The following is a 25,210-nucleotide window of genomic DNA, read 5'->3' on the forward strand; positions in this document are numbered from 1 at the left end:
CGGATCAGGCTCTCATGCGTCTAGTCACCTACACTTTGGGCTCCAGCGGCGCCCGGCTTGGGGTTGTCGTCAACGGTTTGGTTGTCGATGTCGAGCGCCTCGGTGCGTCACGCGGTCTGGTCTGGCCGGGCGATATGCTCTCGTTAATCGATAACGCCGTCACCTTGCTGCCGGCGTTGAAGGAATGTCTGGACAGCGCCAACGGGGCGCTGCCGGTCGGCGCCGCCGTTCCGCTCGAGGACGTTAGGCTGCAAGCGCCGATCCCGCGCCCGCGGAAGAACATCTTCGGGATCGGGCTGAACTACCGTGCTCATGTGGTGGAGTCCGCCAAGAGCCTCGACACCGACAAGGATCTGCCAAAGCAGCCGGTTGTGTTCTCCAAGCCGCCGACCGCCGTGATCGGGCCGGGAGCCGCGATCCAGCACAATGCCCGCATCACCCGGCAGCTCGACTGGGAGGTTGAGCTCGCCGTCATCATCGGCAAGACCGCGACGCGCATCCCGGTCGAGAAGGCGATGGATCATGTGTTCGGCTATTCCGTGATGATCGACATTTCGGCGCGCGACAATCGCCGCGCAGGGCAGTGGATCTTCTCCAAGGGCATGGACACCTACGCGCCGTTCGGCCCCTGCATCGTGACCGCCGATGAGATTCCCGATCCGCATGACCTCAGGCTTTGGCTGACCAAGAACGGCGTCATCAAGCAGGACTCCAACACCAAATACATGATCTTCGATATCCCCGCCCTGATCGCCGATATCTCGTCCGGCATGACGCTCGAGCCGGGCGATATCATCGCGACCGGAACGCCTGAAGGCGTCGGCGCCGGCATGAGCCCGCAGGAATGGCTGTGGCCCGGCGATGTGGTCGAGGCTGGCATCGACGGCGTCGGCGTCATCCGGCACCCCGTCGTTGCGGTCTGATGACCTCGTTCTCGTTCGATCGCGAGCTGAGGTTCGGGGACTGCGATCCATCGGGGATTGCCTATTTCCCGTCCTACCTGAATATCCTCAACGGCGTAGTCGAGGAGTTCTGGGCGACGATCGGGTTTCCCTGGCCGGAGCTGATCACGATCCGCAGGATCGGGACCCCGACCGTGCATCTGGCTTGCGACTTTTTGCGGCCGTCGAAGTTCGGCGATCGTCTGACGTTTGGCCTCTGCATCGTCAAGGTCGGCCGCGCCTCGCTCCATCTGGCGCACGTCGTGACGGGCGCAGATGGCGAGCGCTGGCGGGCGCGGCAGATCCTCGCCGCGACGTCGTTGGTCGATCATCACGCCATTCCCTGGCCCGATGACGTCCGTGCGGCTCTCATGTCGCACCTGCAAGCTGGCGAGGAGAGGGCTGCATCATGATCTCGCTGTTCATGACGTTCTCCGATCCGAAAGGCGAGCGGCGAATTCACGCGGACGATCTTGCTGCTGCGGCTGCCCTCATGGGGTCTACTCCGGGGATGGCCGAGGGCCTGCTGTTCACGCCGCTGGAGCAATCGGTCGATCATCCCTACAAGGCGGACGGGTCCGGGCCCGTATTTGCGCTCCAACTGCGTTTTCCGGACCTGTTTGCGTGCGAGGCCGCGATGGACCGCGGTGGTGTGCTCGCGGGTCTTGCGGCGGGTCGCGGACTGCCGAGCCTTGCCGGATTGGACGTGACGCATCAGGCGATGGTGACGCGTGCCTTTCCGGTCGACGACGCCACGCATGCGAGCGGTACGGTCACGCCGTGCAGCTACCTCGTGCATTATCCCGGGCCGGCCGACGACATGAATGCCTGGAATTTGCATTATCTGGAGCATCATCCCTCGATCATGCGGACCTTCCCTGAGGTCCGCCAGATCGAGATCTACACGCGCATCGATTGGGTCGACCGGCTACCGTCGCAGCGGGTCGAGTACATGCAGCGCAACAGGCTGATGTTCGACAGCCCGCAAGCCCTTGCGCGCGCGCTGAGCTCCGACGTGATCAAGCGCATGCGCGCGGACTTCGTCCGGTTTCCGCCGTTCGCTGGCGGCAACAAGCATTATCCGATGCTGACGAGGACTGTGCCAGGCAAAGAGTTGGGCGAGGGCGGCACGCCGCGATGATGGCGTTGTGCCGCTGAGTTGCCCGACGGCGCAAGTACTAATTCTGAAAATCAGTAGGCGCTGCACCCGGCCGACAAGCCATTGATATTGTTATGGCCGGCTACTGTGCATGGGGTTGTTTTCGATGTTTTTGGTATACGGCTCGCCGGGACCGCGCCAAGCTCAATGCCCGCCGAGATAGGCCGTGATCAGCCTGGGATCGTGGATCAGATCCTTGGCAGGGCCGGACTGCACGATCTCGCCGGTCTCCAGCACGTAACCATAATCGGCGGTCTCGAGCGCGGCACGGGCGTTCTGCTCGACGAGCAGGATCGACACGCCGAGGTCGCGCAACGACGCGATGGTGCGAAAGATCTCGCGCACGATCAGCGGCGCAAGGCCGAGGCTGGGCTCGTCGAGCATCAGGAGCGCGGGCTTGGCCATCAGCGCGCGCCCCAGCGCCAGCATCTGGCGCTCGCCGCCGGACAGCGTGCCTGCGGCCTGACGTTGCCGTTCCCTCAGCCGGGGAAAGCGATCATAGACCTCGTCCAGCGTCTTTCGGACACCGGAGCGGTCGCGCAGGCTGTAGGAGCCGAGCAGAAGGTTATCGGCGACCGGCATGTCGGAGAACAGCTCGCGCTTCTCCGGCACCAGGCAGAGCCTGCGCTCGATGCGATCCTCGACCGACATCTTACGGAGATCGTTGCCGCGGAATGCCATGCGGCCACGCGATCCGAGCAGCCCGATGGCGGCCATCAGCAGCGTGGTCTTGCCGGCCCCGTTCGGGCCGATGACGGTGACGATCTGGCCCTCGGCGACCGACAGCGAGACGTTACGCACGGCCTCGACGTTGTCGTAGCAGACGGTCACGTCGGTCATGGAGAACATCTCGCTCACGCGACGCCTCCGAGATAGGCCTCTTGCACCCGCTCATCGCTGCGGATCGCGCTCGGCACGCCCTCGCAAAGCTTGGAGCCGAAATCGAGCACCACGATGCGGTCGACCAACGACATCACGAACTCCATGTCGTGCTCGACGATGAGGATGGTCAGGTGATCCGCCCGCAGCGCGCGGAGCAGCTCCGCCAGTCTCAGCTTTTCCTGGCGGCGCAGGCCCGCCGCCGGCTCGTCCAGCACCAGGAGGGCGGGATCCGCGGCGAGCGCGCGCGCGATCTCCAGGATGCGCTGGTTGCCGAGCGGAAGATTGCCGGCGAGCTCGAACGGCTTGTCGCCGAGCCCGACGCGCTCGAGCTGCATCAGCGCCTCGTGCCGGGCGCTGGCTTCCTCGCGCTGATTGAGGCGAAAGGCGCCGGCCAACAGGCCGGTGCGGGTTCGGCTGTAAGTGCCGAGCATGACGTTCTCCAGCAGGCTCATGCGCGGCCGCAGCTTCACATGCTGGAAGGTCCTGGCGACGCCGGCCTTGGCGATGCGGGATTGCGGATCGCGCGTGATCAGGCGTCCCGCAAAGACGATCTCGCCCTTGTTGACCCGCAGCCCGCCGGTCAGGCAGTTGAACATCGTGCTCTTGCCGGCGCCGTTCGGACCGATGACCGCAAGTATCTCGCCAGACCTCACCTCGAAGCTGACATTGTTGACCGCGACGAGGCCGCCGAACCGGCGCTCGGCACCGTCAACCTTCAGCAGCAGTTCGCCCGGCGTCGGCTGCGGCCGGCGCGGCAGCGGCGGCGCCGGCTGCGGCCGCTCACGCCTGATCTTCGGCAGATAGCGCGCAATGGAAGGGACGATGCCCTGCCGTGCCCATTGCAGGAACAGGATGAACAGCGCGGAGAAGGCGACGATCTCGAGTTGCCCGGATGCGCCCTTGGCGATCAGCGGCAGATAATCCTGCACGCTGTTCTTGAGCAGGGTCACGATGGCGGCGCCGACGACACCGCCGAGCAGGCTGCCCGCGCCACCGACCATCGTCATCATCAGGTACTCGATGCCCATGCTGGCATCGAACGGACCCGGGCTGATGAAGCGGCTCATATGCGCGTAAAGCCATCCGGAGAGCGAGGCCAGGAACGCCGCGATCACGAAGGTCACGAGCTTGATCCGGAAGGCGTTGATGCCGAGGCTCTCGACCAGCGTATTGCCGCCGCGCAGCGCGCGCATGGCGCGGCCGAGCCGCGAGTCCAGTAGATTGTAGCCGAGCAGGAGCACCAGGGCGACGATGCCCCAGATCAGATAATAGATCTGTGCGCTGGAGACGAGCGCGAACGAGCCAACATGGATCGGTGGTATCGATGAGATGCCGTTGAAGCGGCCGAGCCCCTCGACATTGCCGAACAGGAAGCCGATCGCAAGGCCCCAGGCGACGGTCGAGAGCGAGAGGAAATGGCCCTGCAGGCGCAAGGTGACGACGCCGAGAATGGCCGCGACGCCGCAGGTCAGCGCGACTCCGAACAACAGGCCGAGCCAGGGCGATTGCCCGTTCAGGGCAGAGACCCACGCCGTCGCATAGGCGGCGATGCCGACGAACGCGGCCTGTCCGAACGACACGATGCCGCCGACGCCGGTGAGGAGCGCGAGGCCGATGGCGACCAGCGAATAGATGCCGATATAGTTCATCAGCGTGACGCTGAACGGGCTCAGCACGAGGGGCGCGAGCGCGAGGCACGCCAGTGCCGCTACTGCTGCGAGCTGCACATGAAGGCGCGTCATTCCTCGATCTCCTCCTCGGAATGCGGCGAGGCGAGGGATCGCCAGATCAGAACCGGGATCAGCAGCGAGAACACGATGACGTCCTTCAACGCACTGCTCTGGAACGACGCGAAGCTTTCGAGGATGCCGACCCCGACCGCGCCGATCGCCGCACCGGGATAGCTGGTCATGCCGCCGACGATGGCGCCGACGAACGCCTTGAGGCCGATCAGGAAGCCGGAATCGTAGAACACGGTGTTCACCGGCGCGATCAGGATGCCGGATACGCCGGCCATCAGTGAGCCCAGCAGGTAGGCGATGGTGCCGGCGCGTGCCGGCCGGATCCCCATCAGCCGCGAGCCGGTCCGGTTCACCGCGGTGGCGCGGAGCGATTTGCCGACCATCGTGAAGTCGAAGAACAGATAGAGAAGTCCGCTGAAGACCAACGCGGCGATCACGATCAGCATGGTCTGGCCCGAGATCAGGACGCCGGCGAACTCTGTTGTGAACGACGTCAGTGGTTCAGTCCGCACACCTTCGGGGCCGAAGAACAGCAGGCCAAGGCCGACCAGTGCGAAATGCAGCGCCACGGAAACCGTCAGCAGCAGCAGCACTGTGCCATCGGCGATCGGGCGGAAGACGATCCGGTCGAGCAGAGGGGCGATCGGAGTGATCAGCATCAGCGCGAGCACGAGGCGGACCGCGAGCGGCGGGTCCATGCGCAGGGCGAGCCAGGCGATGCCGACCACTGTGAGTGGAAGGGCGAGATAGAACAGAAGCGCACGTGGCAGCAGGCGAGTGTCGCCATTGCGAATGAGCGAGATGATCTCGAACAGCGTCGCAAGGCACGCCAGCACCACGACCAGCGCGCCGGTTCCGGGAAAGCGCTTGGCATCGAGCGCCGCAAGCGTCAGCGCGGTAAAGGCGGCGATGTCGCCGAACGGAATGAAGATGACCCGCGTCACCGTGAAGATGAGCACGGTTCCGATCGCCACCAGCGCGTAGACCGCGCCGGTGGCGATCCCGTCGATCCCAAGGATGGCCGCGATATCGCTCGTCATTGAGACGCCGTTCCCCCGTTCTGATCGCCGGCCAACTTCCTGCTTACGGCGCGTACTTCCAGACACCGCCGGTCAGGCGGACCACCACCAGCGAGCGCTCGTCGACGCCGGTCACCGCACCGGGCTTGAAGTTGTAGACGGCATGCACGCCGGGCAGTTCCTTGGTGCTGAGGATCGCGTCGCGCAGTGCGGTGCGGAATCCCGTCGTCCCGGGCTTTGCGGTCTTGAGCGCCCGCTCGGCGGCGTTGGCAAAGATCAGCCAGGCATCGAAGGAGTAGGCGGAGAATCCGTCGGTGGTCGGAATGTTGTGGGTCTTCTGGTAGACCGCGCGGAAATCGAGCGCGATCTTCTTGGCGAAGTGATCGTCCGGAAGCTGCTCGGCCACGATCACGGGGCCGGCGGAGACCTGAATGCCCTCGGCGGCCTTGCCGCCGACCGTGACGAAGTCCGGATTGACCAGCGCCACGGTGCCGTAGGTATTGCCCTTGAAGCCGCGTTCGGAGAGCGTGATCAGAGGCAACGCGCCTTGCGTGCCGGAGCCGCCGATCAGCACCGCGTCGGGACGTGCAGCCATCACCTTGAGGATCTGTGCGGTCACCGAGGTATCGGTGCGGGCATAACGCTCGTTGGTCTGCACCTTGATGTCGTCAGTGGGCTCGGCGGCCTTGGCGCCGTTGTAGACGAGGTCGCCCCACGCATCGGAGAAACCGATATAGCCGATGTTCTTCATGCCATCGCGCTTCATCCGGTCGGCGACGATCTTGACGAGGAGCGAAGCCGGCTGCGGCACTGCGACGACCCATTGCTCCGGCGAGTCCGGAAGCTTGCCGACCGGTGAGATCGAGATCATCGGCACCTTCAATTCGCTGGCGACGGCCGCCATGGCGATGGTCGAGGGGGTCGTCGCGGTGCCGATCAGGAGGTCGACTTTCTCTTCCTCGACGAGCTTGCGCGCGTTGCGCGTCGCAGCCGACGGATCGGAACTGTCGTCGAGCTGGATCAGGCGGATGGTCTCGCCGTTGATCGTCTTCTTGTATTCATAGGCGGCATTGATGCCGCGGCCATAGGGGATGCCAATCGACGCGCCGTTGCCGCTCAGCGAGGTGACAAAGCCGATCGTGATGTCGGCTTGCGCAGCCGGTGCTGCGAAGACGCCGGCGACAAGTGCGAGTAAGCCCAGGGTCTTCTGCCGCATTTGCGTTGTCCTCCGTTGATGCTGGGTACGAATGTCGGGCAGCCGGGCAGGAGCCCGCGCTGTGCACGAACCGGTTGAAGGCATTGCTGCAGCGCCAGACGCCGGGCGCGGCGAGAGGGAAGTTCGCTGGACCGGGGCGTCAGCGGCCATGGCGAGGTGTGCCGCTCGAAGAGCAGGCGAGCCTGCGGCAACCGGCATGCATCTGTCGAAACGAAGGAAGGCGAATGCCCCAGCCGCGATGCGCGACCGGCGATGCTGCTGCCGGCCATTCAGGCCCGACGCTAGTCCACGCGATTGAGCTTCTCAAAATCGGTGCCCTGCAACATCATCGTCATGGCCACCGGCAGTGGCCGATGGTCGATTACTTAAAGCCTAAAGTATTCTCCGTGGCGTCGTCAACACATGTCACGGGGCTGTCAGAAAAAAATGTTGCTGCATACAATTCTGTCAGAGTGCGCCAATTCTATCATCTCTTCGTTCCCAAAAATGGGTCTTCTCGTCTTGATGGCGAGGCCCCCTTCGTGGGCTCCATCGCGCGCATTTGACGGGTCAATTAGTTTATGGTTGAAATATCTCCGTCGGCAGGCCGACGGCCGATGCTCCCGTCACCGTTTGAGGAGAAGGGCGATGCGCATCTTCTGGCAGAGTTTCGTCGATGCGAGCGTGAACGCGCCCTATATGGCGCGGCTGTCGGAGTATCTCAACACGATCGCCGCGCCCGGCACGACGGTTCAGGTCGAGGGCATTTCGCCGCCGGATCGGGAGTTCGGCCGGCTTGCCGAATTGCGCTGCGCGGTTCAGGCGATCGACAACGGCATCGCGGCCGAGGAGAGCGGCTTCGACGCCTTCGTGATGGGCCACTTCCAGGATCCCGGTCTCTACGAACTCCGCGCGACGCTCGACATTCCGGTGATCGGGACCGGCGAGGCGACGCTGCTTGCGGCCTCGCAACTCGGCCGGCGCCTCGGCCTCGTGACGCTCGATCCCGTCTTCGAGGTCTGGCACTACGAGCAGGCTGATCGTTACGGCCTCGGTGATCGCGTCGTCCACGTGACCGGCCTCGGTTGCAAGCCGGAGGATTTCGCTAGCGCATTCGCCGGCGATCAGGCGGCGCACGCGCGGATGATCGAGGATTTCATGGCGTGCGCCCTGCCGCTGGTGGAGCGCGGCGCCGACGTGGTGATCCCCGCCGGTGTGCTGCCGGGCCTCTTGATCGGGCGCGAGCACGGCCTGAGAGTCGGGCACGCGCCGGTCGTGAACTGCGCTGCGGTGGCGTTGAAGAGTGCCGAGATGTGGGTGCAGTTGAGGCAGCTCAACGGCACCGAGCCGAGCCGCGGGCCGAGCTTCAAGCGAGCCAGTGCACAGGCACGTGACGATTTCCGGGCGATGCTCGCACGCAACAAGCGTTAGCGCCCGAACAGCCGACCAGCTCTGGAGAGCCAGACGTGACGAGACGCGAGAAGGTGCCCCTGTTCGAATACGACTCGTGGCAGTATCAATGTGAAGCTGGAAATGATTTGAGACGGGCAGGCAAGGCAGGCGGCTGGTGAAGAATTCGTTGCGCACACCGTATGAGGGCATCGTGATGGCGGCTCCCGTCACGATCCCCTATGCGCGCTATTCCATCGAGAGTGCGCAATGGTGGATCGGCCGCGCGTTGAGCGCGCTGGTCGCGCGGGCCGGTATCAAGGCTTCCGATATCGACGGTCTGTGCGTCTCCAGCTTCACCATGGGGACCGACAGCGGGATCGGACTGACGCAGCATTTCGGGCTGTGCGTCAGATGGCTGGACACCATCCCGCTCGGCGGCGCCAGCGCCATCGCGGCCTTGCGCAAGGCGGCGCGCGCGGTGCAGGCGCACGATGCCGATATCGTCGCTTGCGTGGCCGGCGATACCAACCACGTCGATTCCTTCCGCCTGACGCTCGAGAATTTCTCGCGCTTCAACCAGGACGCGGTCTATCCTTATGGCGCAGGCGGCGCCAATGCGAGCTTCGCGCTGATCGCGCGCAACTACATGCGGACCTATGGCGTCACGCGCGAGGACGTCGGCAGGATCGCGGTCGCCCAGCGCGCCAATGCGCTACGCAATCCGCATGCGCTGATGAAGACGCCGCTGACGATCGAGCAGTATCTGGCGGCCCGTCCCATTTCCGACCCCATTCACCTGTTCGATTGCGTCATGCCCTGCGCCGGTGCCGAGGCCTTCCTTGTGATGCGGGACGAGACGGCGGCTTGGCTTGGCCTGCCGGCGGCGCGATTGCTGTCGACGATCGAGCGGCACAACGCCTTCGCCGACGATCCGATGCAGGTGCGCGGCGGCTGGGCAATGGATGTCGGCGAACTCTACGCGATGGCCGGCGTAAGGCCTGATGATCTCGATATCGTCCAGACCTACGATGATTACCCGGTCATCACGATGATGCAGTTCGAGGATCTCGGCTTCTGCAACAAGGGCGAGGGCGCGGCCTTCGTTCGTCAGCACGATCTGACGGTTGACGGCGACTTTCCGCACAATACTTCGGGCGGCCAGCTCTCGGCAGGGCAGGCCGGCGCCGCCGGCGCCTATCTCGGGCTCGTCGAAGGATTGCGGCAAGTCCTGGGAGAAGCCGGTCCCACGCAGGTGAAGGATGCGAAGCTCGGTCTGGCTTCGGGCTTCGGCATGATCAACTATGACCGCGGCCTGGCCTCGGGCGCCGTGATCTTTGCAGGGCCCGCGCGATGATCGATCCGATCGAGCCACCCCGACGCAAGAACCCGCTGCTGCGGACGCGACTTCCGGCGTCGCCGCCGCGGGCGCGCAGCAGGACATCGCACGGGTTCACGCGCGCCGCCGCCGAAGGACGCTTCATGCTGCAGCGTTGCGAGGCCTGCGGCGCCTTCACCTATCCGGCACGCGAGGCGTGCCCTGCCTGCCTGTCGGCCGGTCTCGCGTTCGTCGATGCGCCGCGCCGCGGCGCGCTGCTGGCCGAGACGACGGCGCGGGTGCCGAGCGACGTCTATTTCCGCGAGCGGGCGCCCTGGCGCATTGGGCTCGTCAAGATGGACTGCGGTCCGACGATGGTGGCGCATCTGCATGCCGACTGCGTCGAGGGCGCGCCCGTCCTGATGTCGTTTCAACTCGACAAGAGCGGTCAGGCCGTGGCCTTTGCCCGACCCGAGGAGGAGACTCCCAACATGGCAGACGACAGGCAGTGGCGGGAAATGACGGCTGATCCGAAATTCCGGCGTGTGCTCGTGACCAACGGCCGTAGCCTGATCGGCAAGGAAGCCGTTGCAGCGCTGAAGGCCGCCGGTGCGAAGACGGTGTTCGTCGGCGTTGCCGAACCGTGGCGGCCGTTTGCCGGCGAGCAATTGCTGCGCGGACAGCAGGGGATCGAACTCGTGACGCTCGACGCGTCCGACGAGAAATCTGTGACCGATCTTGCGGCGGACATCGGCGGCAAGGTCGATATCCTCGTCAACACCACGGAATATGTGCGGCCCGGCGGCCTGCTCGACCGCAGGGGCACGAGCATCGCGCGGGACGAGATCGACCAAGCCTATCTCGGCTTCATCAACCTCGCGCAGGCCTTCGGTCCGGCGATGCGGATGCGGGGTGCGGACGGCGTCAACAGCAGTGCCGCCTGGGTCAATATCCTGTCCGTCCATGCGCTGGTGAATTGGCCCGCTTTCGGTGCCTACTCGGCATCGCAAGCCGCCTGCCTGTCGCTGTCGCATTGTCTGCGCGCGGAACTGCGGCCCGGCGGCGTCAAGGTGCTGAACTTGTTCACGGGGCCGGTCGACAATGAGTGGTTCCAGACCGTGCCGCCCCCCAAGGTCGCGCCGCGCGCTGTTGCGCAGGCGATCGTGTCCGGGCTCAGAGGCGGGCTCGAGGAGATGTATGTCGGAGACGTCGCCGAGGAAATCAGGCAGCGTCTCGCCGCCAATCCGAAGGCGCTCGAGCGCGAGCTCGACAAATAAGATCAGGATTTCAACCAAGCGGGAGGACGTGACGATGCAAAGCAAGAATCTCCTGGAGCTCGCAGGTGCGGTCTCGTCCGGCGCGGTGCGCGTCGTCGATCTGACCTTCACGCTCAGTCCGGATTTTCCGGTCATCGTGCTGCCGCCGGAATTTGGCCAGGCAGCTCCGGTCCGGATCCAGGAGATTTCGCGATATGACGGTCGCGGTCCGGCCTGGTACTGGAACAACGTGACTTTCGGCGAGCACACCGGCACGCATTTCGACGCGCCGATTCACTGGTTCACCGGCAAGGATCTGCCGAACAATTCCGTCGACACCATGCCTGCCAAGGACATGATCGCTCCGGCGTGCGTCATCGACTGCTCGGCTGGCGCAGCGCAGGATCCGGATTTCCTGCTGACCGTTCCGCTGGTCGAAGCCTGGGAGGCGAAGCACGGGCGGATTCCCGAGCGGCACTGGGTTCTGCTGCGCACCGATTGGTCGAAGAAGGGCTGGCGCGACTACGCCAACCTCAGGGACGACGGCGCACACACGCCGGGCCCGAACGCGGCTGTCATGAAATGGCTGGTGGAGCAGCGCGGCATCATCGGCTTCGGCACCGAGACGATCGGCACCGACGCGGGGCAGGCCGGCCATTTCGAGCCGCCTTATCCGGCGCATCACTTCCTGCACGGCGCCGGCCGGTATGGCCTTCAGTGTCTTTGCAATCTCGATCAGCTTCCCGCCACGGGCGCCGTCATCGTGGCTTCGCCGTTGAAGATCCAGAACGGTTCCGGTAGCCCGCTGCGCGTGATCGCGTTGGTTTCGGCGAACTGAAGCGAGCGGATGGCGCTTGCCCGACAGAAGAAACGCAAATCAACAAGGACAGGTGCCATGATCTCGATGAAGACGCTGCTGGCTTCGGCCGCGCTGCTTGTTGCCGTTCCGCTGGTCGGGCAGGCGGAGATCCTGGTCGGATTCGTCACCGGCCTCAGCGGGCCGGTGTCGTCGATCGGGATCCCGAACGCAAAGGGACTGGCGGCCGGTGAAGCCTATATCGGCGAAGTCGGCGGTGAGAAGCTCCGCGTCATCCAACTCGACGACGCTTCCGATCCGACGGCATCGGCGCGCAATGCGCGCAAGCTCGTCGAGCAGGAGAAGGTCGACATTCTGATCGGCACCTCGGGCGCGCCGCAGACGCTGGCAATGGCGACGGCCGCGATCGAAATGAAGATTCCAATGATCGCGGTGTCGCCGATCGCGGCGGTGCCGCCCGGCGAGGGCGGACCTTGGGTCGTGCAGACGCCGCAACCGACGCCGCTGCTCGTTCAGGGCATCGTCGACCATATGAAAGCGCGAGGGCTGAAGACCGTTGCATTCATCGGCTTTTCGGATGCCTTCGGCGATCTCATGTACGATTCGCTGTCGCAAAGCGCCAAGGCGGCCGACATCAAGGTCATCGCCAACGAGCGATACGCGAGGTCGGATTCGTCGGTGACCGCGCAGGTGCTGCGCGCGCTGGCGGCCCACCCCGACGCCATCATGCTCGGCGGCACGGGAACGCCGGGCGCGCTGCCGGTGATCGCCCTGTCGGAGCGTGGCTACAAGGGACCGCTCTACGGCAACCACGGGCTCATCAGCGCCGATTTCCTTAGGCTCGCCGGCAAGGCCGCCAACGGAATCATCTGCCCGACCGGGCCGGTGACCGCGGCCGAGCAGCTTCCAGCCAGCAATCCGACCCAGAAGGTTGCGCTGGCGTTCCGCGCGGCCTTCGAGAAGGCGAATGGCGAGACGCCGACCGACTCGTTCTCGTCGTACTCGTTCGACGGCTGGCTGGTGTTCGTCGATGCGGCCAAGCGCGCGCTGGCGACCGGCGCCAAGCCGGGCTCGCCGGAATTCCGCGTAGCGCTGCGCGAGGCGCTGTTCACCACCAAGGAGCTGGCCGGGACGCAGGGCGTCTACACCTACACGCCAGCGGATCGGCACGGCGTCGATGCGCGCGCGCGGATCCTGGTTCAGATCGAGGACGGGAAGTACAAGCTGCTGCCCTGATCGAGCGGCGGGATTGCGCTGGAGCACGATGTGCAGGCGAACATCGGCAAGAGGATGGAGCAGGGCGCTGCGATGCCGACGTCAGCTATGGCTTCTGCATCGCGTCCCTGACGGCGCCCTTAAGCTCGTCGAGCTCGCTGGTCAATCCATCGAGCCGGTCAGCCGGGAATCCTGCCAACAGTTCCGCCAGCCATGAGCCATGGCTCTTGGCCATGCGCCTGAAGGCCTTGCGGCCCTCGACGGTCATGCAAACGATCTGCACGCGCCGATCCAGATTGGAGGGCGTGCGGGTGATGTAGCCGTCCTCGACCAGGCGATCGACGATGGGCGTGAGATTTCCGGCAGAGACCATCAGGCGCTTCGGCAGCTCTCCCAGCACCAGTCCACTCGGCTCCCGGTCGAGCTGAGCCAGAACGTCGAAGCGCGGCATCGTGAAATCGAATTCCTCGCGGAACCGGCGCCGCAGCTCGCCCTCGATCAGGGTCGTGCAGGCAAGCAGCCGAAGCCAAAGCCGTGTCTGAGCGCGGTACTCGGCCTCCTGATCGACCCCGCTCTTGGGCGAAACAGGTGGGGACACCTTCGCGACTGCCAAATCAAATCTCCTGCGGCATTCGGCCCCGCTGAAGGCGACGACCTCGATGTCGACTGCAAGATAGTTCGTGCCAAAAGTAAATTCAAGGCTCGTTCAACGCGCCGCGAGCCCGCTTGCCGATGCATCGGAATTTGCGGGGCTTGGCGCGCCGAAGGGCGATCTCGGCGGGTTTCCAGCAAGTGCCTTGATGATCATTTGGTCCGCAGCAATACTTTATATTTAAAATAAATGAGAAGCCGGCGAGTTGTGTGCGGAACCGGCGTGCGCGCCCGCGTCCTAGCGCGGCTGCGCTTGAGTCCAAGACGGGCTCGGTCCGGTAGGTCTATCTGATGGCAACGAAACGTCGCCGGGTAGCAGTTTGTCGTCCGGCTCGACGAAAACGAGGGCGGCATCGGGGGCGAAGCGAACACATGAGATTCAGCGGACGAACGGCCCTGGTCACGGGTGGCGGCACCGGAATAGGAGCGGCCGTCGCCCGGCGGCTTGCGTCGGAGGGCGCCAATGTTGCGGTCATGGGCCGGCGGCGGGAGCCGTTGCAGGCATTGGCTGACGAGACCGGTTGCTTCGTGGTGCAGGCGGATGCAGCCGACAGCGTCGCGGTACGGGTAGCCTTGAAGGAGATCCACGGCAAGTTCGGCAAGGTGGACATCCTGATCGCCAATGCCGGAGGCCACGGCGTCGGTCCGACAATCTCGATGACCGACGAGACATGGTCGCTGGCGACCCGGCTCAACCTTGACACCGCCTTTGTCTGCGCCCGCGAAACTCTCCCCGATCTGATCGCGCAGAAAGGTGCCGCCGTGGTTGTTGCCTCGATCGCCGGTCTGTTCGCGGGCCCCGATGCGGCCGGCTATGTAACGATGAAGCATGCCTGCATCGGGTTCGGCAAATCGCTGGCGCGCGACTACGGCCGCAAGGGCGTGCGGACCAATATCGTATGTCCCGGCTGGGTCGCGACCGCGATGGCCGACGAGCAGATGCAAGTCATCGTCGAGAAGCACGGGCTGCATTCGATCGACGAAGCCTACCGGCTGGTGACCAAGGATGTACCGCTCGGCCGCCCAGCAACATCGGAGGAGGTCGCAAACGTCATCTGCTTCCTCGCCTCGGATGAAGCGTCGGCGATGAATGGTTCGATCCTGACCGTCGATGGCGGGGCGGGTGTGGTCGACTTGCCGACGTTGGCATTCGTCGAGTGAGCGGGAGGCAAAAGATGCAAGGCAACGACAGACCCGCTGACTGGAAGAATTTCGATGACTTCGCCGCCGGCATTGCGACCAACCGGCTGCCGACCACGGACGCGCTCGCCGGCCAGAGCCTGAAGATCACGCTGAAGGATGGCCGCGCGATCGCCTTGGCCTTTGCCTCGGCCGATCGGCTCGAATGGCGCGAGGGCGATGCGACCGGCGCCGACTGGTACGAGGCGATCAATGTGGCGCCCGACGTGGTCTTCATCAACGTCACCTTTGCTGCGCGTGCGACCGAGGACGAAGCGTTCATCGTCAATACCAGGACCCGCCGCGTCCTGTCGGTTCGCGAGCGCGTCCGTGCCGCGGGCGAAACTCCCGGCGAACCGCGGGTTGCGCAGGTCTACACCTCCGGTGTAGTCGGCGATCCCGCAATTCCGCCCACGGGTTCCGAACCGGCGCCGTCGCGGGACCTGGTCGGGATGACGGCCCATTATGACTACAGCCCGCAGCACCTCTACGAGCACGTCTATCTCAGCTCGCAGCGCTATGCCTGGCAGAATCTGGTCGGCGTCCAGCGCGGCCATGGCGACGTTGACCTGACGACGACCTACAAATTCGATCACAACCAGTACGTCTTCGGATTCCGCGAGTTCATCATCCCGGTCGCGTCGATCTTCTTCTACGACTGGAATGCGATGCGATCGACCGGGAAATTCCTCGGCGTGACCAGCGAGGGCCGGGTCGAGAACAAGCCGGCCGGCGCCTTCATCACCATCAAGTCCAGAACCAGCTACGACCCCGGCAAGGAGCCGGTGTAATCAGGGAGCAGCGACGTGAGCCGGAACTACGACGCGATCAAGGCGCATTATGCCGGATCGGATATCGGTGATCTCGTTGCCATGATGGCGCCGATCACCGGCGAGACCAGGTGGACCGAGATGGCGGGTTTTCCCTACGCGGGAACCTATGTCGGCGCGGACGCCATCATCGCCGGCGTGTTCAAGCGCATTGCCGAGGAGTGGACCGGCTACACGTTCACGCTCGAACGATTGATCGACGGCGGCACTACGATCGTCGGGATCGGGACCTATTCCGGGCACTACAAGCCGACCGGCAAGGCAATGCGCGCGCGCGTCGTGCACGTCTGGGACGTGGACGAGGGGCGGGTGGTGCGCTTCGAGCAATTCACTGACACAAGGCTCGTCGCTGACGCGATGAGGTGACGGGGGCGACCGCGTGCGCCGGGGCTGGGGGGCATTGGCGCACGCGGGCTTCGGGCACACACATTGCTCGTTTGTGTCCTAGGCCGATTGCGTCCGAGTCCAAGACGCGCCGGATCGCGCCTGCCTAGTATCAAGATCAATTCGGCCGAACAACGCGCCGCTATTGCATTGCACGACGCGCAAGGGGAAGCGCGGCGGAACAACGAAACCCACGCGACATCTGGGGTATGGAGGGGAACGCATGAAATCGAGACAGACGATTCTGGCTGCCGTCATCGCAATGCTCGCGGTCTGCATCGGCAGCGCTGCCTACGCGGCTGATCCAAAGTGCGGTGCCAACACCGGCAAGGCGGCGACCGGCGAGCCGATCGTCGTCGGCGGCATCGTCAGCATCACCGGGCCGGACAATTTCAGCTCGTCGGGGCTGGCCGCGGCGGCTTATTTCAAGTGTCTGAACGCCAATGGCGGCGTGAATGGCCGCCCGGTCAAATATCTGCTCGAGGACGACGCCTGGAATCCGGAGCAATCGTCGCAGGTCGCGGCGAAGCTGATCCGCGACCAGAAGGCGGTCGCGCTGGTCGGCAACATGAGCTTCGTGGATTGCGGCGCTAACCAGGGGATCTACGAGAAGGAAGACATCATGGTGATCGCCGGCGTCGGCGTGCCGCGCGATTGCTTCTTCCAGAAGAACTATGCGCCGACCAATGCCGGCCCGCGCGTCAGCAACACCAAGGCCGTGATGGATGTCGCGCGGACCTATCCCGGCAAGATCAAGCGCGTGGTCTGCATCGCGCCGAACATTCCCAATGTCGGCGAGTGGTCCTGCACCGGCGCGGTAGCCTGGATCAAGAAGCAGGGCGGTGACGGCAAGATCATCGCGTTCGATCCCGGCTCGCTCGATGCGACCTCGATCGTGCTCGAAGCGATGGCATTCAAGCCTGACGTGATCAGCGTCGGTACGCCCAAGGGTCTGGCGGTTCCGATCTTCGCCGCGGCGGAAGAGCAGGGGCTGGCCGACAAGGTGCATTTCGCAGGTCCGGCGTCGCTCTACAATCCGGACTTCCCGCACGCGATCGGCAAGTACTGGGACGGCAAGGTCACGGTCGACATGGAGCTGAATGCCGCCACTGCCGGAACGCCGGATACGCAGAACTGGCTCGCGGTGCTGGACAAGTATGGCCAGGCCTCCGATCCGAGGGATACCTTCTCGCAGGCCGGCTACCTCGCCGCACGCGTCACGGCCGAAACCCTGCTGAAGATGGATCCGGCCAAGATCGACCGTGCCTCGGTCACGGCTGCGCTGCGCAACGTCAATCGGTTCGAGAGCGACATGTTCTGCTCGCCCTGGTACATCGGCTCGGGACCGCGTCACAACGCCAACCACGCTGGCCCGGTATCGCAGGTCAAGGACGGCAAGCTGGTGCCGAAGCCGGTGTGCATCGAGTCGGAAGATCCCGAGCTCGACGACGTGCACGCCTTCGAGAAGACGATCGGAATCGCGAAATAGACAATGCCCGATTTCACGCCCTTTCTCGTTGCGGGCCTCGCGACGGCCGCCACCTACGTACTCTCCGGTGTCGGCATCGTGGTGCTCTACCGGGCATCCGGCGTGGTCAATTTTGCCCAGGGCGCGGTCGGCGCCCTGGCAGCCTTTATCTCCTGGTCGATCGTCGAGCGCGGCGGTCCGGCCGAATGGTCGTGGATCGGCGGGATCGCCGCCGCGGTCGCGATCTCATTCCTCTATGGCCGCGTAATCGCACCCAGGCTCGCCTATTCGGATCCGATCATGCGCGCCGTTGCGACGCTCAGCTTCGCACTCATTCTGTTGGGGTTCATGGGATATGTCTGGGGCGAGGCGCCGCGCAGGCTTCGGCTGCCGACCGACACGATGAGCTTCGACCTGATGGGCGTTCGCGTCACGATGACGCGCGCGGTCGCATTCGCTCTCGGCTTGCTGGTCACCTGCGCGGTGATGGCATTTCTGTCCTATAGCCGCGTCGGCCTTCAGATGCGGGCACTGGCCAGCAGCCGCGAGCTCAGCGCGATGCTTGGTGTTCGCGTGTTCCGCGTCGATGGCTGGGCCTGGGTGATCTCGGGCGCGCTGGCCGGTGTCAGCGGTGTGTTGCTCGCCGATCTGCAGCGGCTGAGCGGCCAGGCGCTGACATTCGCCGTCATCCCAGCGATCGCTGCGGCAGTGGTCGGGCGCTTCGCGTCGCTGCCGGCGACCGTTGCGGGCGGCCTTGCGATCGGCGTCTGTGAGGCGCTGCTAACGCCGGTGCCGATCGTCGGCCCGTTCCGGACCGCGGTGCCGTTTCTGTTTGCGGTCGGCGCGCTGCTGTGGATGCAGCGCAAGGTCGTCTTCGTGTACAGGTGAGCTGACGTGACCGACCAAAGCCTGGAGGGAGCCCCGTCCATTCGTGCCGCCAGATTGCCGCTTCGCGGGATCGCCCTCGGCGTGGCCGCGCTGATCGCCCTGTATGTGATGCCGGACGCGCTGAGCAATTATTGGCTGCGCACGTTCATCTCTGCCGCGGCGCTGACGATCGCGAGCCTCAGCGTCAGCGTGTTGTTCGCGCAGGTCGGCATGGTGTCGCTGGCGCAGTTCGGCCTGCTTGGCGTCGGCGGCTGGTTCGCGCTGCGCATCTCCCATGGCCTTGGGGTGCCGTTCGAGATCGCGCTGCTCTGCGCGGGTGTCTCGGCGGCGCTGGTCGGGCTGATCGTCGGGCTGCCGGCGCTACGCATGCGCGGGCTTTATCTGGCGATCATCACCTTGATGATGGCAGGCGCGATCCAGGTGCTGATCAGCGCGTTCGGCTTCCCCGACGGCGGACCCGGCATCCTCGGCAAGAGCACCGGCGCGCGGCTGATGATGGCGCGCCCGCTCATTGCGCAGGGCGATGAAGCCTATCTGCGTTACGCGATCGTCGTCACAGCGCTATGCTATCTGCTGGTGCTGGCCCATGTTCGCGGGCGGCCGGGCCGCGCCTGGGCCATGATCCGCCGCAGCGAGGTCTGCGCGCTCGCCGGCGGCGTCGACATCGTGGCCTACAAGGTGTGGGCCTTCGCGCTGGCCGGCTTCCTCGCCGGCGTCGCGGGAGCGGTGCTTGCCGGCGGCGTCGGGCAGCTCGACGGCAGTGCGTTTCCGGCGAGCCAATCGATCATGCTGTTCGCACTGACGATCGTCGGCGGAGCGTATTCCTGGTTCGGCCCGATCATCGCCGGGCTGATGCTGCGGGCCTTTCCGGCGTTGCTCAACGATTTCCGCGTCGACGGCAATATCGCGACCATGGTGTTCGGCATTGGACTGCTGCACGCCTTGATCACTGCGCCGCACGGCATCGCCGGCCAACTGTCTGACCTGGCCGGGCGCCTGCGCCGGGCCTTGAGTGGCGAACGAAAGGCCGGTCCATGATCGAGATCGACGACCTGACGGTGCAATTCGGCGGCGTGCGTGGCTTGAGCGAGCTGACGGCACGTCTGCCCGAACCGGTCACCGGCCTGGTTGGACCAAATGGCGCCGGCAAGACGACGTTGATTAATGTCCTGTCCGGTTTTGTGCGCCCAACTACGGGACGTGTCAGCATCGACGGCCATGACCTGAAGGACATTGCGATTCACAAGCGGGCTGCATTCGGTGTTCGCCGCACGTTCCAGAATGAGCAGGTGGTCGAGAACCTCACCGCGGCCGACAACATCAATGCCATTCTCGACAATGTGCCGACCGATGGGCAGCCGCGCGCTGCGCTGATTGCGCAAGCGCTGGAGTTCGTCGGCCTTGCCGCCAAGGGCAATGTGCTCGGTCGCGACCTCAACGCCTATCAGCGGCGGATGCTGGAGATCGCCCGCGCCATGGTCGGCCGCCCACGGCTGATCATGATGGACGAACCGGGCGCGGGCCTCGCACAGCATGAGAGCGAGCATCTGCGCGACGTCATCAGGCAGCTTCACGGCCATTGCGGGGCGCAGGTGCTGCTGGTCGATCACGACGTCGATTTGATTTCGGCAACCTGCACGGCAACGCTGGTGCTCGATTTCGGCTCCGCGATCGCCTATGGGGCGACGGCAAGCGTGCTGGCCGAGCCGAAGGTCCGTGCGGCCTATCTCGGTGTGTTGGAGGACGCGACGTGAGCACAGGCCTTGTAGTGCAGGGCCTTGATCTCGCCCGCAGCGGCAAGGCCGTCCTGCACGGCGTCGATCTGTCGCTCGCGCCCGGACGGATCACCGCGTTGCTGGGCGCCAACGGCGCCGGCAAGAGCAGCCTCGTGCTGGCGATTGCCGGCGCGCTTCCGGCGACCTCCGGCGAGATCACCCTCGATGGCCGCTCGATCAGGGGCTTGCGGCCGGAGGCCATTCGTGCGGGCGGGCTGGCCGCGGTCCCTGAAGGACACCAGGTCCTGAACGAGCTGAGTGTCGAGGACAATCTCAAGGTCGCCGGCAGCCATCTGTCGCGCGCCGAGATGAGATCGGCGATCGATGTTGCGCTCGGCACCTTTCCCGAATTGCGTGAGCGCCTTCAGGCCAGGTCAGGCAATCTGTCCGGGGGACAGCAGCAGATGGTGGCGCTGGCGCAGGCGATCATTGCCAAGCCACGCTATCTGCTCGCCGACGAGTTGTCGTTCGGTCTCGCCCCCGTTGTCGTTGCCCGCCTGGTGCCGGTGTTGCAGGACCTGGCCGCGCAGGGCGTCGGCGTGCTGCTGATCGAGCAGTTCACGCACATCGCCCTCAAGATCGCCCATGCGGTCTATGTCATGGAACGCGGCAGGATCTGCTTTTCCGGTGAGCCGCGGCAATTGATCGACAATCCCGCCATCCTGCACAGCGCCTATCTCGCATGAGCAAGCCGTCGCTGCGCGACCGCTGGTCGCGGCGCGATGCCCGCTCTCCCTGCCGGAAAGGCGTTGACACGGCAAAGGAGGTGCTTAACATGTTATCAAAAGCGCCGCCCGACGGCGTTTCCCAGGGAGGAGCGCATGCAGCTCCAGGAGTTTAGCAGCTGGACTCCCGAAGTCTGGGGACAGCCGCCTTTGGAGGAATGGAGAGACAAGCTCCGGTCCGTGTGCGGACGGTTCAATCCGTTCGGCCAGGAGGAGCGCGGCTTCGTCAATGGCGGCGTCGTGCTGCGCGATGCCGCAGGGATGGAGATCGTCCAGGTCGCAACCGACGTCGACGTGGTTCGCCGCGCAGAGCGCGATATCCGCCAGGACTATGGCGAGCACTTCTTCCTGCTGGTTCAGCTCCAGGGTGTGTGCGGGGTCGAGCAGCAAGGCCATCAGAGCATCATCTCGCCAGGCGACTGCATCCTGGTCGATTCCTCGCTGCCGTCGAACTTCTTCTTCAACGGCCAGTTCAGCAATCATCTGTCGGTGCATCTGCCGCGGCAATTGCTGCTGTCGGAGAAGCCGAACGACTTCGAGGTGTCACGACGGCTCGGTGCCGAGGACCCGATGTCGACCATGCTGCGGGCGCTGGTTGCCAAGATGTTGCAACTGCCGTCGAGCCACAAGCGGTCCGGCGAATTGCGGCAATTGCTGCTGCAGGCGACCCGGCAGGCGTTCGCCGCGGATTCGCCGGACACCCCGCTCTGTCCGAAGGAGCGGGCGTCCGGCCGGCTGGAATTCGCGCGGGCCCTGGTGGATCGTCATCTCACGGCGGAGTGGCTGACCGCGCAATGGCTCGCCAATCGTCTCGGGGTCTCGATGCGCACCTTGCAGGAGGATTTCAGCGCGGTCGGAACCACGGTCACCAGCTTCATCCGGGATCGCAGGCTGCGGCTGGCCAAGGATCGCCTGCTGGAACGGCAGCGCGGCTCTGACGGCGGTACCATCGCCGAGATCGCCTATTCGTCCGGCTTCAACGACATTTCCTATTTCAACCGCTGCTTCAAGCGAGCCTTCGACTGCTCGCCGACCGACGTCACGCGCCGATAGCCTGCTGCGCTCCCGTCCAAGCGAAACCGCGCTCCTTTCCAAGACATTGGCCGTGCGATGGCTTTTGTTGAAGCCAGTCGTTGTCGCGAGGAGAAGATTGCATGCAGCGCTGGAGCTTGCTTATCGACGGGCGCCGGATCGAGACGGATCGATTCCAGGACGTCCTCAACCCGTCGACCGGCGCCGTCGTCGGCGGAATGCCGCTCGCGGCTGCGTCCGATCTCGACGCCGCGGTTGCGGCCGCCTCCAAGGCGTTTGAAATCTGGAAGGACCGGCCCGACAGCGAGCGTGCTGACGCCTGTCGCGCGATCGCCGACACGATCGAGCAGCATGCCGAGGAACTCGCGCGGCTCCTGACGCTCGAGCAGGGCAAGCCGCTGAACGGGCTCGGGTCGCGCTTCGAGATCGGCGGCGCCGTGGCTTGGACACGCCATACGAGCGGTTTGTCGCTGCCGGTGGAAGTCCTGCAGGACGGTGCCGAAGGCCGCGTTGAATTGCATCGCAAGCCGATCGGGGTCGTCGGTTCGATCACGCCGTGGAATTGGCCGGTCATGATCGCGTGCTGGCATATCATCCCGGCGATCCGCGCCGGCAACACCGTGATCATCAAGCCGTCGCCATTGACGCCGCTGAGCACGATCCGTCTGGTCGAGCTGATCAATGAGAAACTGCCTCCGGGCGTGGTGAATGTCGTCACCGGCGACAACGAGATCGGCAGCCTGATGTCGGCGCATCCCGGGATCGGCAAGGTGACGTTTACGGGATCGACGGCAACCGGTCGCAAGATTATGCAGAATGCCGCAACCAGCCTGAAGCGCCTGACGCTGGAGCTCGGCGGCAACGACGCCGGGATCGTGCTGCCGGATGCCGACCCGAAGAAGATCGTCGAGGGTCTGTTCTGGGGCGCATTCATCAACGGCGGGCAAACCTGTGCGGCGCTGAAGCGGCTTTATGTCCATGACAGCCTCTATGACGAGCTGTGCCGCGAGCTCGCGGCCTATGCGAGGCAGATTGTAGTCGGCGACGGTCTGTCTGAGACCTCGACACTTGGCCCGGTGCAGAACCGCCGGCAGTTCGAGATCGTCTCGGCCTTCGTCGACGAGGCGCGCAAGAAAGGCGGTCGTGTGCTGGTCGGCGGCGATCCATCCGATGGCCCCGGTTACTTCTACCCTGTGACGCTGGTTGCCGACGTCGATCACGGCTGCAGGCTGGTGGACGAGGAGCAGTTCGGGCCGGCTCTGCCGATCATTCGTTATTCCGACGTCGAGGATGCGATTGCCAAGGCCAATGCGAGCGCGATGGGGCTCGGCGGCTCGGTCTGGGGGACCGACCTCGCGCGTGCAAAGGCGGTCGCGCAACGCATCGAATCCGGGTCGGTCTGGATCAACAAGCACGGCGCCATTCAGCCGAACGCGCCCTTCGGCGGCGTGAAGCAGTCAGGCTTCGGCGTGGAATTCGGGGTCGATGGCCTGAAGGAGTTCACCACGGTCCAGACCGTGTTTGTCTAATCGGGTAACAGGTCGCAGTCGGTCGCGTCATAGGGAGTGATATGCAGGAGTATGACTATATCGTCGCCGGCGGCGGCTCCGCAGGCTGCGTGCTGGCGTCCCGTTTGTCCGAGGATCCGCGCAATCGTGTCTTGCTGGTCGAGAGCGGACAGCGCGATACCGACCGGTTCATCCACATCCCCGCGACCTTCTTCAAGGTGCTCGAGAAGGGACGGGACGCCTGGGTCTATGCGTCCGAGCCCGAGAAGGGCCTCAACGGGCGTCCGTCAATCGTGCCCCAGGGGCACGTCATCGGCGGCGGCAGTTCGGTCAACGCAATGGTCTACATCCGGGGATCGCGGCGGGATTACGATACATGGTCGCAAATGGGATGCCGCGGCTGGAGCTACGATGAGGTGCTTCCGGTTTTCCGCGATCTTGAAGCCAATCAGCGGCTGTCCGGCGAGTATCATGGCACGAGCGGCAAACTCAATGTCTCCGATCGTGCCTACGGCCATCCGTTGTCCTGGGCGTTTATCCGCGCCGCGCAGGAGGCGGGCATCCCCTACAACGAGGACTTCAACGGCGCACGCCAGGAGGGTGTCGGCTTCTACCAGACGACCACGAGCCGCGGACGCCGCCGCAGCGCCGCCGAAGCCTTCCTGCGCGAGGCAGAGCGCCGCGCCAACCTGATCATCAGGACCGCGACGCGGGTCCACAAGGTCGTGTTCGAAGGCAAGCGCGCGAGCGGTGTGCTGCTCGAGGACGGTTCGACCGTCAAGGCGCGGCACGAGGTGATCCTGACTGCCGGCGCCTTGGCGACGCCGAAGATTCTGCAATTGTCGGGGATTGGACCTGCTGTGCATCTGCGCGAGCATGGGATCGAGATCGTTTCCGATCTGCCCGGCGTCGGCCAGAATTACCAGGATCATCTCGAGGCGACCGTTCAGTGCGAGACCAGGGATCCGATCTCGATCTTCGGCGAAGACAAGGGCGTTCGGGCCGCATCGCACATGATGCAGTACCTTCTGACCAAGACCGGGCTGCTGACCTCAACGGTCGTGGAGTCCGGCGGCTTTGCCGATACCGCCGGAACCGGCGAACCGGACATCCAGTTTCACGTACTGCCGACGTTCAACGGCTTTGCAGATCGGCCGTCCGAGCCCGGACACGGCATCTCGATCGGCCCCTGCGTGCTTCGCCCGCAGTCGCGCGGAACTGTTCGCCTGAGATCGCCGAATCCGGCCGACCCGGCGCTGTTCGTTGCAAATTCGCTTGCAGAGCGGGCGGATGTCGACACGCTCGTGCGAGGAGTCCAGCTTGCCATTCGTATTTCGGAGGCGCCTTCGCTGGCGCGTTTGATCAAGCGGCGCGCTCTGCCGAAGCCCGGCGTGGAGAACGACGTCGATGCGCTCGCCGACTATGTCCGCGCGATCTCGAAGACCGTGTTCCATCCCTCTGGAACGGCGAAGATGGGCGCCTCCGGCGACCCGATGGCGGTTGTCTCCGAACAGCTTCTGGTGCGTGGGGTCGAAGGTCTTCGGATCGCCGACGCCTCAATCATGCCGCGGCTCGTCTCCGGAAATACCAACGCACCGACCATGATGATCGGGGAGCGGGCAGCCCGCTTCATTCTGGAGGCGCGGCCATGACGAGCGCCTCCTGAGACAGCCGGTTACCCGTTGCAGCGATAGCTCGCGCCCGGTCCTCAGACGGCTTCACCGGGATGATCCGACATTTCGGGCGACTCTTCAGGTGGGTTTTCCGGAGCGTCAGACAGATCCCGCCCGAATGCATTGGCTGGCATGCCGACCCAAAGGGCAAAGCCAAACAAAAT

Annotated in this window: 25 protein-coding genes; 20 read left to right on the top strand and 5 right to left on the bottom strand. The window is 64.8% G+C overall.

The features are described 5' to 3' along the window. Positions 1 to 14 precede the first annotated feature (14 nt). Genes ACE103_RS16615 through ACE103_RS16625 form a run of 3 tightly spaced genes read left to right on the top strand, consistent with a single transcriptional unit; the run spans position 15 to position 2,082 of the window. Positions 15 to 923, top strand: a complete 909-nt coding sequence (locus ACE103_RS16615; protein ID WP_375780306.1) for a fumarylacetoacetate hydrolase family protein — start codon at positions 15 to 17, stop codon at positions 921 to 923. Then, a complete protein-coding gene (locus ACE103_RS16620) occupies positions 923 to 1,354 on the top strand; it encodes an acyl-CoA thioesterase (protein WP_375780307.1) in 432 nt (143 codons plus the stop codon). Before ACE103_RS16615 ends, ACE103_RS16620 begins: the two co-directional genes overlap by 1 nt. After that, positions 1,351 to 2,082 carry a hypothetical protein gene (locus ACE103_RS16625; RefSeq protein ID WP_375780308.1) on the top strand — a complete coding sequence of 244 codons (732 nt, stop codon included), beginning with the start codon at positions 1,351 to 1,353 and terminating at the stop codon, positions 2,080 to 2,082. Before ACE103_RS16620 ends, ACE103_RS16625 begins: the two co-directional genes overlap by 4 nt. 162 nt (positions 2,083 to 2,244) lie before the next feature. Here ACE103_RS16625 and ACE103_RS16630 read toward each other — a convergent pair whose 3' ends face one another. Genes ACE103_RS16630 through ACE103_RS16645 form a run of 4 tightly spaced genes read right to left on the bottom strand, consistent with a single transcriptional unit; the run spans position 2,245 to position 6,959 of the window. After that, complete coding sequence (locus tag ACE103_RS16630) at positions 2,245 to 2,958, bottom strand: ABC transporter ATP-binding protein (RefSeq protein ID WP_375780309.1); 714 nt, start codon at positions 2,956 to 2,958, stop codon at positions 2,245 to 2,247. Beyond that, positions 2,955 to 4,724 carry an ATP-binding cassette domain-containing protein gene (locus ACE103_RS16635; RefSeq protein WP_375780310.1) on the bottom strand — a complete coding sequence of 590 codons (1,770 nt, stop codon included), beginning with the start codon at positions 4,722 to 4,724 and terminating at the stop codon, positions 2,955 to 2,957. Before ACE103_RS16635 ends, ACE103_RS16630 begins: the two co-directional genes overlap by 4 nt. Further along, positions 4,721 to 5,764 (bottom strand): branched-chain amino acid ABC transporter permease, encoded by a 1,044-nt coding sequence (locus tag ACE103_RS16640; RefSeq protein WP_375780311.1) that lies wholly within the window; start codon positions 5,762 to 5,764, stop codon positions 4,721 to 4,723. Before ACE103_RS16640 ends, ACE103_RS16635 begins: the two co-directional genes overlap by 4 nt. Positions 5,765 to 5,807: 43 nt before the next feature. Then, a complete protein-coding gene (locus tag ACE103_RS16645; protein ID WP_375780312.1) occupies positions 5,808 to 6,959 on the bottom strand; it encodes an ABC transporter substrate-binding protein in 1,152 nt (383 codons plus the stop codon). A 224-nt stretch (positions 6,960 to 7,183) separates the two neighbouring features. On the opposite strand from ACE103_RS16645, the gene ACE103_RS16650 reads away from it, so the two are divergent. The 6 genes from ACE103_RS16650 (at position 7,184) to ACE103_RS16675 (ending at position 12,954) form a co-directional block, all read left to right on the top strand. Further along, positions 7,184 to 7,504 carry a hypothetical protein gene (locus ACE103_RS16650; protein WP_375780313.1) on the top strand — a complete coding sequence of 107 codons (321 nt, stop codon included), beginning with the start codon at positions 7,184 to 7,186 and terminating at the stop codon, positions 7,502 to 7,504. 82 nt (positions 7,505 to 7,586) lie between these two features. After that, on the top strand, positions 7,587 to 8,369 hold the full coding sequence (locus ACE103_RS16655) for an aspartate/glutamate racemase family protein (RefSeq protein WP_375780314.1): 783 nt from the start codon (positions 7,587 to 7,589) through the stop codon (positions 8,367 to 8,369). A 136-nt stretch (positions 8,370 to 8,505) separates the two neighbouring features. Further along, entirely contained in the window at positions 8,506 to 9,684 is a 1,179-nt protein-coding gene (locus ACE103_RS16660) for a thiolase family protein (RefSeq protein ID WP_375780315.1), read from the top strand. Then, positions 9,681 to 10,922: an SDR family NAD(P)-dependent oxidoreductase gene (locus ACE103_RS16665; RefSeq protein ID WP_375780316.1), complete on the top strand. Its 1,242-nt coding sequence runs from the start codon at positions 9,681 to 9,683 to the stop codon at positions 10,920 to 10,922. Before ACE103_RS16660 ends, ACE103_RS16665 begins: the two co-directional genes overlap by 4 nt. 34 nt (positions 10,923 to 10,956) lie before the next feature. Continuing rightward, positions 10,957 to 11,739, top strand: coding sequence for a cyclase family protein (locus ACE103_RS16670; RefSeq protein WP_375780317.1), 783 nt, complete (start codon positions 10,957 to 10,959; stop codon positions 11,737 to 11,739). A gap of 57 nt (positions 11,740 to 11,796) precedes the next feature. Then, entirely contained in the window at positions 11,797 to 12,954 is a 1,158-nt protein-coding gene (locus ACE103_RS16675; protein ID WP_375780318.1) for an ABC transporter substrate-binding protein, read from the top strand. Positions 12,955 to 13,039: 85 nt separating this feature from the next. Here ACE103_RS16675 and ACE103_RS16680 read toward each other — a convergent pair whose 3' ends face one another. Continuing rightward, the gene (locus ACE103_RS16680) at positions 13,040 to 13,546 is read right to left on the bottom strand and encodes a MarR family winged helix-turn-helix transcriptional regulator (RefSeq protein WP_375780319.1); all 507 of its coding nucleotides are present in this window, start codon (positions 13,544 to 13,546) and stop codon (positions 13,040 to 13,042) included. Between the two features lie 410 nt (positions 13,547 to 13,956). Here ACE103_RS16680 and ACE103_RS16685 point away from each other — a divergent pair, with 410 nt between their 5' ends. The 11 genes from ACE103_RS16685 (at position 13,957) to ACE103_RS16735 (ending at position 25,025) form a co-directional block, all read left to right on the top strand. Then, positions 13,957 to 14,745 (top strand): SDR family NAD(P)-dependent oxidoreductase, encoded by a 789-nt coding sequence (locus ACE103_RS16685; protein WP_375780320.1) that lies wholly within the window; start codon positions 13,957 to 13,959, stop codon positions 14,743 to 14,745. A gap of 14 nt (positions 14,746 to 14,759) precedes the next feature. Beyond that, a complete protein-coding gene (locus ACE103_RS16690) occupies positions 14,760 to 15,554 on the top strand; it encodes a MoaF C-terminal domain-containing protein (RefSeq protein ID WP_375780321.1) in 795 nt (264 codons plus the stop codon). A gap of 15 nt (positions 15,555 to 15,569) precedes the next feature. Further along, positions 15,570 to 15,959 (top strand): nuclear transport factor 2 family protein, encoded by a 390-nt coding sequence (locus ACE103_RS16695; RefSeq protein ID WP_375780322.1) that lies wholly within the window; start codon positions 15,570 to 15,572, stop codon positions 15,957 to 15,959. Between the two features lie 241 nt (positions 15,960 to 16,200). Then, entirely contained in the window at positions 16,201 to 17,466 is a 1,266-nt protein-coding gene (locus tag ACE103_RS16700; RefSeq protein WP_212315255.1) for an ABC transporter substrate-binding protein, read from the top strand. A gap of 3 nt (positions 17,467 to 17,469) precedes the next feature. Continuing rightward, complete coding sequence (locus ACE103_RS16705) at positions 17,470 to 18,333, top strand: branched-chain amino acid ABC transporter permease (protein WP_375780323.1); 864 nt, start codon at positions 17,470 to 17,472, stop codon at positions 18,331 to 18,333. Positions 18,334 to 18,339: 6 nt separating this feature from the next. After that, positions 18,340 to 19,371, top strand: coding sequence for a branched-chain amino acid ABC transporter permease (locus tag ACE103_RS16710; RefSeq protein WP_375780324.1), 1,032 nt, complete (start codon positions 18,340 to 18,342; stop codon positions 19,369 to 19,371). Further along, positions 19,368 to 20,087, top strand: a complete 720-nt coding sequence (locus ACE103_RS16715; RefSeq protein WP_375780325.1) for an ABC transporter ATP-binding protein — start codon at positions 19,368 to 19,370, stop codon at positions 20,085 to 20,087. The genes ACE103_RS16710 and ACE103_RS16715 overlap by 4 nt, the downstream gene beginning before the upstream one ends. Further along, on the top strand, positions 20,084 to 20,794 hold the full coding sequence (locus ACE103_RS16720; protein WP_375780326.1) for an ABC transporter ATP-binding protein: 711 nt from the start codon (positions 20,084 to 20,086) through the stop codon (positions 20,792 to 20,794). The genes ACE103_RS16715 and ACE103_RS16720 overlap by 4 nt, the downstream gene beginning before the upstream one ends. Before the next feature lie 135 nt (positions 20,795 to 20,929). Continuing rightward, the gene (locus ACE103_RS16725) at positions 20,930 to 21,886 is read left to right on the top strand and encodes a helix-turn-helix domain-containing protein (protein ID WP_097672572.1); all 957 of its coding nucleotides are present in this window, start codon (positions 20,930 to 20,932) and stop codon (positions 21,884 to 21,886) included. Between the two features lie 101 nt (positions 21,887 to 21,987). Next, on the top strand, positions 21,988 to 23,394 hold the full coding sequence (locus ACE103_RS16730; RefSeq protein WP_375780327.1) for an aldehyde dehydrogenase family protein: 1,407 nt from the start codon (positions 21,988 to 21,990) through the stop codon (positions 23,392 to 23,394). A gap of 41 nt (positions 23,395 to 23,435) precedes the next feature. Then, a complete protein-coding gene (locus ACE103_RS16735; RefSeq protein ID WP_375780328.1) occupies positions 23,436 to 25,025 on the top strand; it encodes a GMC family oxidoreductase in 1,590 nt (529 codons plus the stop codon). The last annotated feature ends 185 nt before the right edge of the window (positions 25,026 to 25,210 follow it).

The sequence above is a fragment of the Bradyrhizobium sp. ma5 genome, from assembly GCF_042258955.1.
Classification (GTDB): Bacteria; Pseudomonadota; Alphaproteobacteria; order Rhizobiales; family Xanthobacteraceae; genus Bradyrhizobium.

Excerpts from the sequence above, each read along its gene's own strand:
- ACE103_RS16650 (WP_375780313.1), top strand. The coding sequence starts at position 7,184 with ATGCCCCAGCCGCGATGCGCGACCGGCGATGCTGCTGCCGGCCATTCA.
- ACE103_RS16620 (WP_375780307.1), top strand. The coding sequence starts at position 923 with ATGACCTCGTTCTCGTTCGATCGCGAGCTGAGGTTCGGGGACTGCGAT.
- ACE103_RS16685 (WP_375780320.1), top strand. The coding sequence starts at position 13,957 with ATGAGATTCAGCGGACGAACGGCCCTGGTCACGGGTGGCGGCACCGGA.
- ACE103_RS16700 (WP_212315255.1), top strand. The coding sequence starts at position 16,201 with ATGAAATCGAGACAGACGATTCTGGCTGCCGTCATCGCAATGCTCGCG.
- ACE103_RS16645 (WP_375780312.1), bottom strand. The coding sequence starts at position 6,959 with ATGCGGCAGAAGACCCTGGGCTTACTCGCACTTGTCGCCGGCGTCTTC.
- ACE103_RS16640 (WP_375780311.1), bottom strand. The coding sequence starts at position 5,764 with ATGACGAGCGATATCGCGGCCATCCTTGGGATCGACGGGATCGCCACC.
- ACE103_RS16705 (WP_375780323.1), top strand. The coding sequence starts at position 17,470 with ATGCCCGATTTCACGCCCTTTCTCGTTGCGGGCCTCGCGACGGCCGCC.
- ACE103_RS16690 (WP_375780321.1), top strand. The coding sequence starts at position 14,760 with ATGCAAGGCAACGACAGACCCGCTGACTGGAAGAATTTCGATGACTTC.
- ACE103_RS16635 (WP_375780310.1), bottom strand. The coding sequence starts at position 4,724 with ATGACGCGCCTTCATGTGCAGCTCGCAGCAGTAGCGGCACTGGCGTGC.
- ACE103_RS16615 (WP_375780306.1), top strand. The coding sequence starts at position 15 with ATGCGTCTAGTCACCTACACTTTGGGCTCCAGCGGCGCCCGGCTTGGG.
- ACE103_RS16730 (WP_375780327.1), top strand. The coding sequence starts at position 21,988 with ATGCAGCGCTGGAGCTTGCTTATCGACGGGCGCCGGATCGAGACGGAT.
- ACE103_RS16670 (WP_375780317.1), top strand. The coding sequence starts at position 10,957 with ATGCAAAGCAAGAATCTCCTGGAGCTCGCAGGTGCGGTCTCGTCCGGC.
- ACE103_RS16655 (WP_375780314.1), top strand. The coding sequence starts at position 7,587 with ATGCGCATCTTCTGGCAGAGTTTCGTCGATGCGAGCGTGAACGCGCCC.
- ACE103_RS16625 (WP_375780308.1), top strand. The coding sequence starts at position 1,351 with ATGATCTCGCTGTTCATGACGTTCTCCGATCCGAAAGGCGAGCGGCGA.
- ACE103_RS16715 (WP_375780325.1), top strand. The coding sequence starts at position 19,368 with ATGATCGAGATCGACGACCTGACGGTGCAATTCGGCGGCGTGCGTGGC.
- ACE103_RS16675 (WP_375780318.1), top strand. The coding sequence starts at position 11,797 with ATGATCTCGATGAAGACGCTGCTGGCTTCGGCCGCGCTGCTTGTTGCC.
- ACE103_RS16735 (WP_375780328.1), top strand. The coding sequence starts at position 23,436 with ATGCAGGAGTATGACTATATCGTCGCCGGCGGCGGCTCCGCAGGCTGC.
- ACE103_RS16665 (WP_375780316.1), top strand. The coding sequence starts at position 9,681 with ATGATCGATCCGATCGAGCCACCCCGACGCAAGAACCCGCTGCTGCGG.
- ACE103_RS16725 (WP_097672572.1), top strand. The coding sequence starts at position 20,930 with ATGCAGCTCCAGGAGTTTAGCAGCTGGACTCCCGAAGTCTGGGGACAG.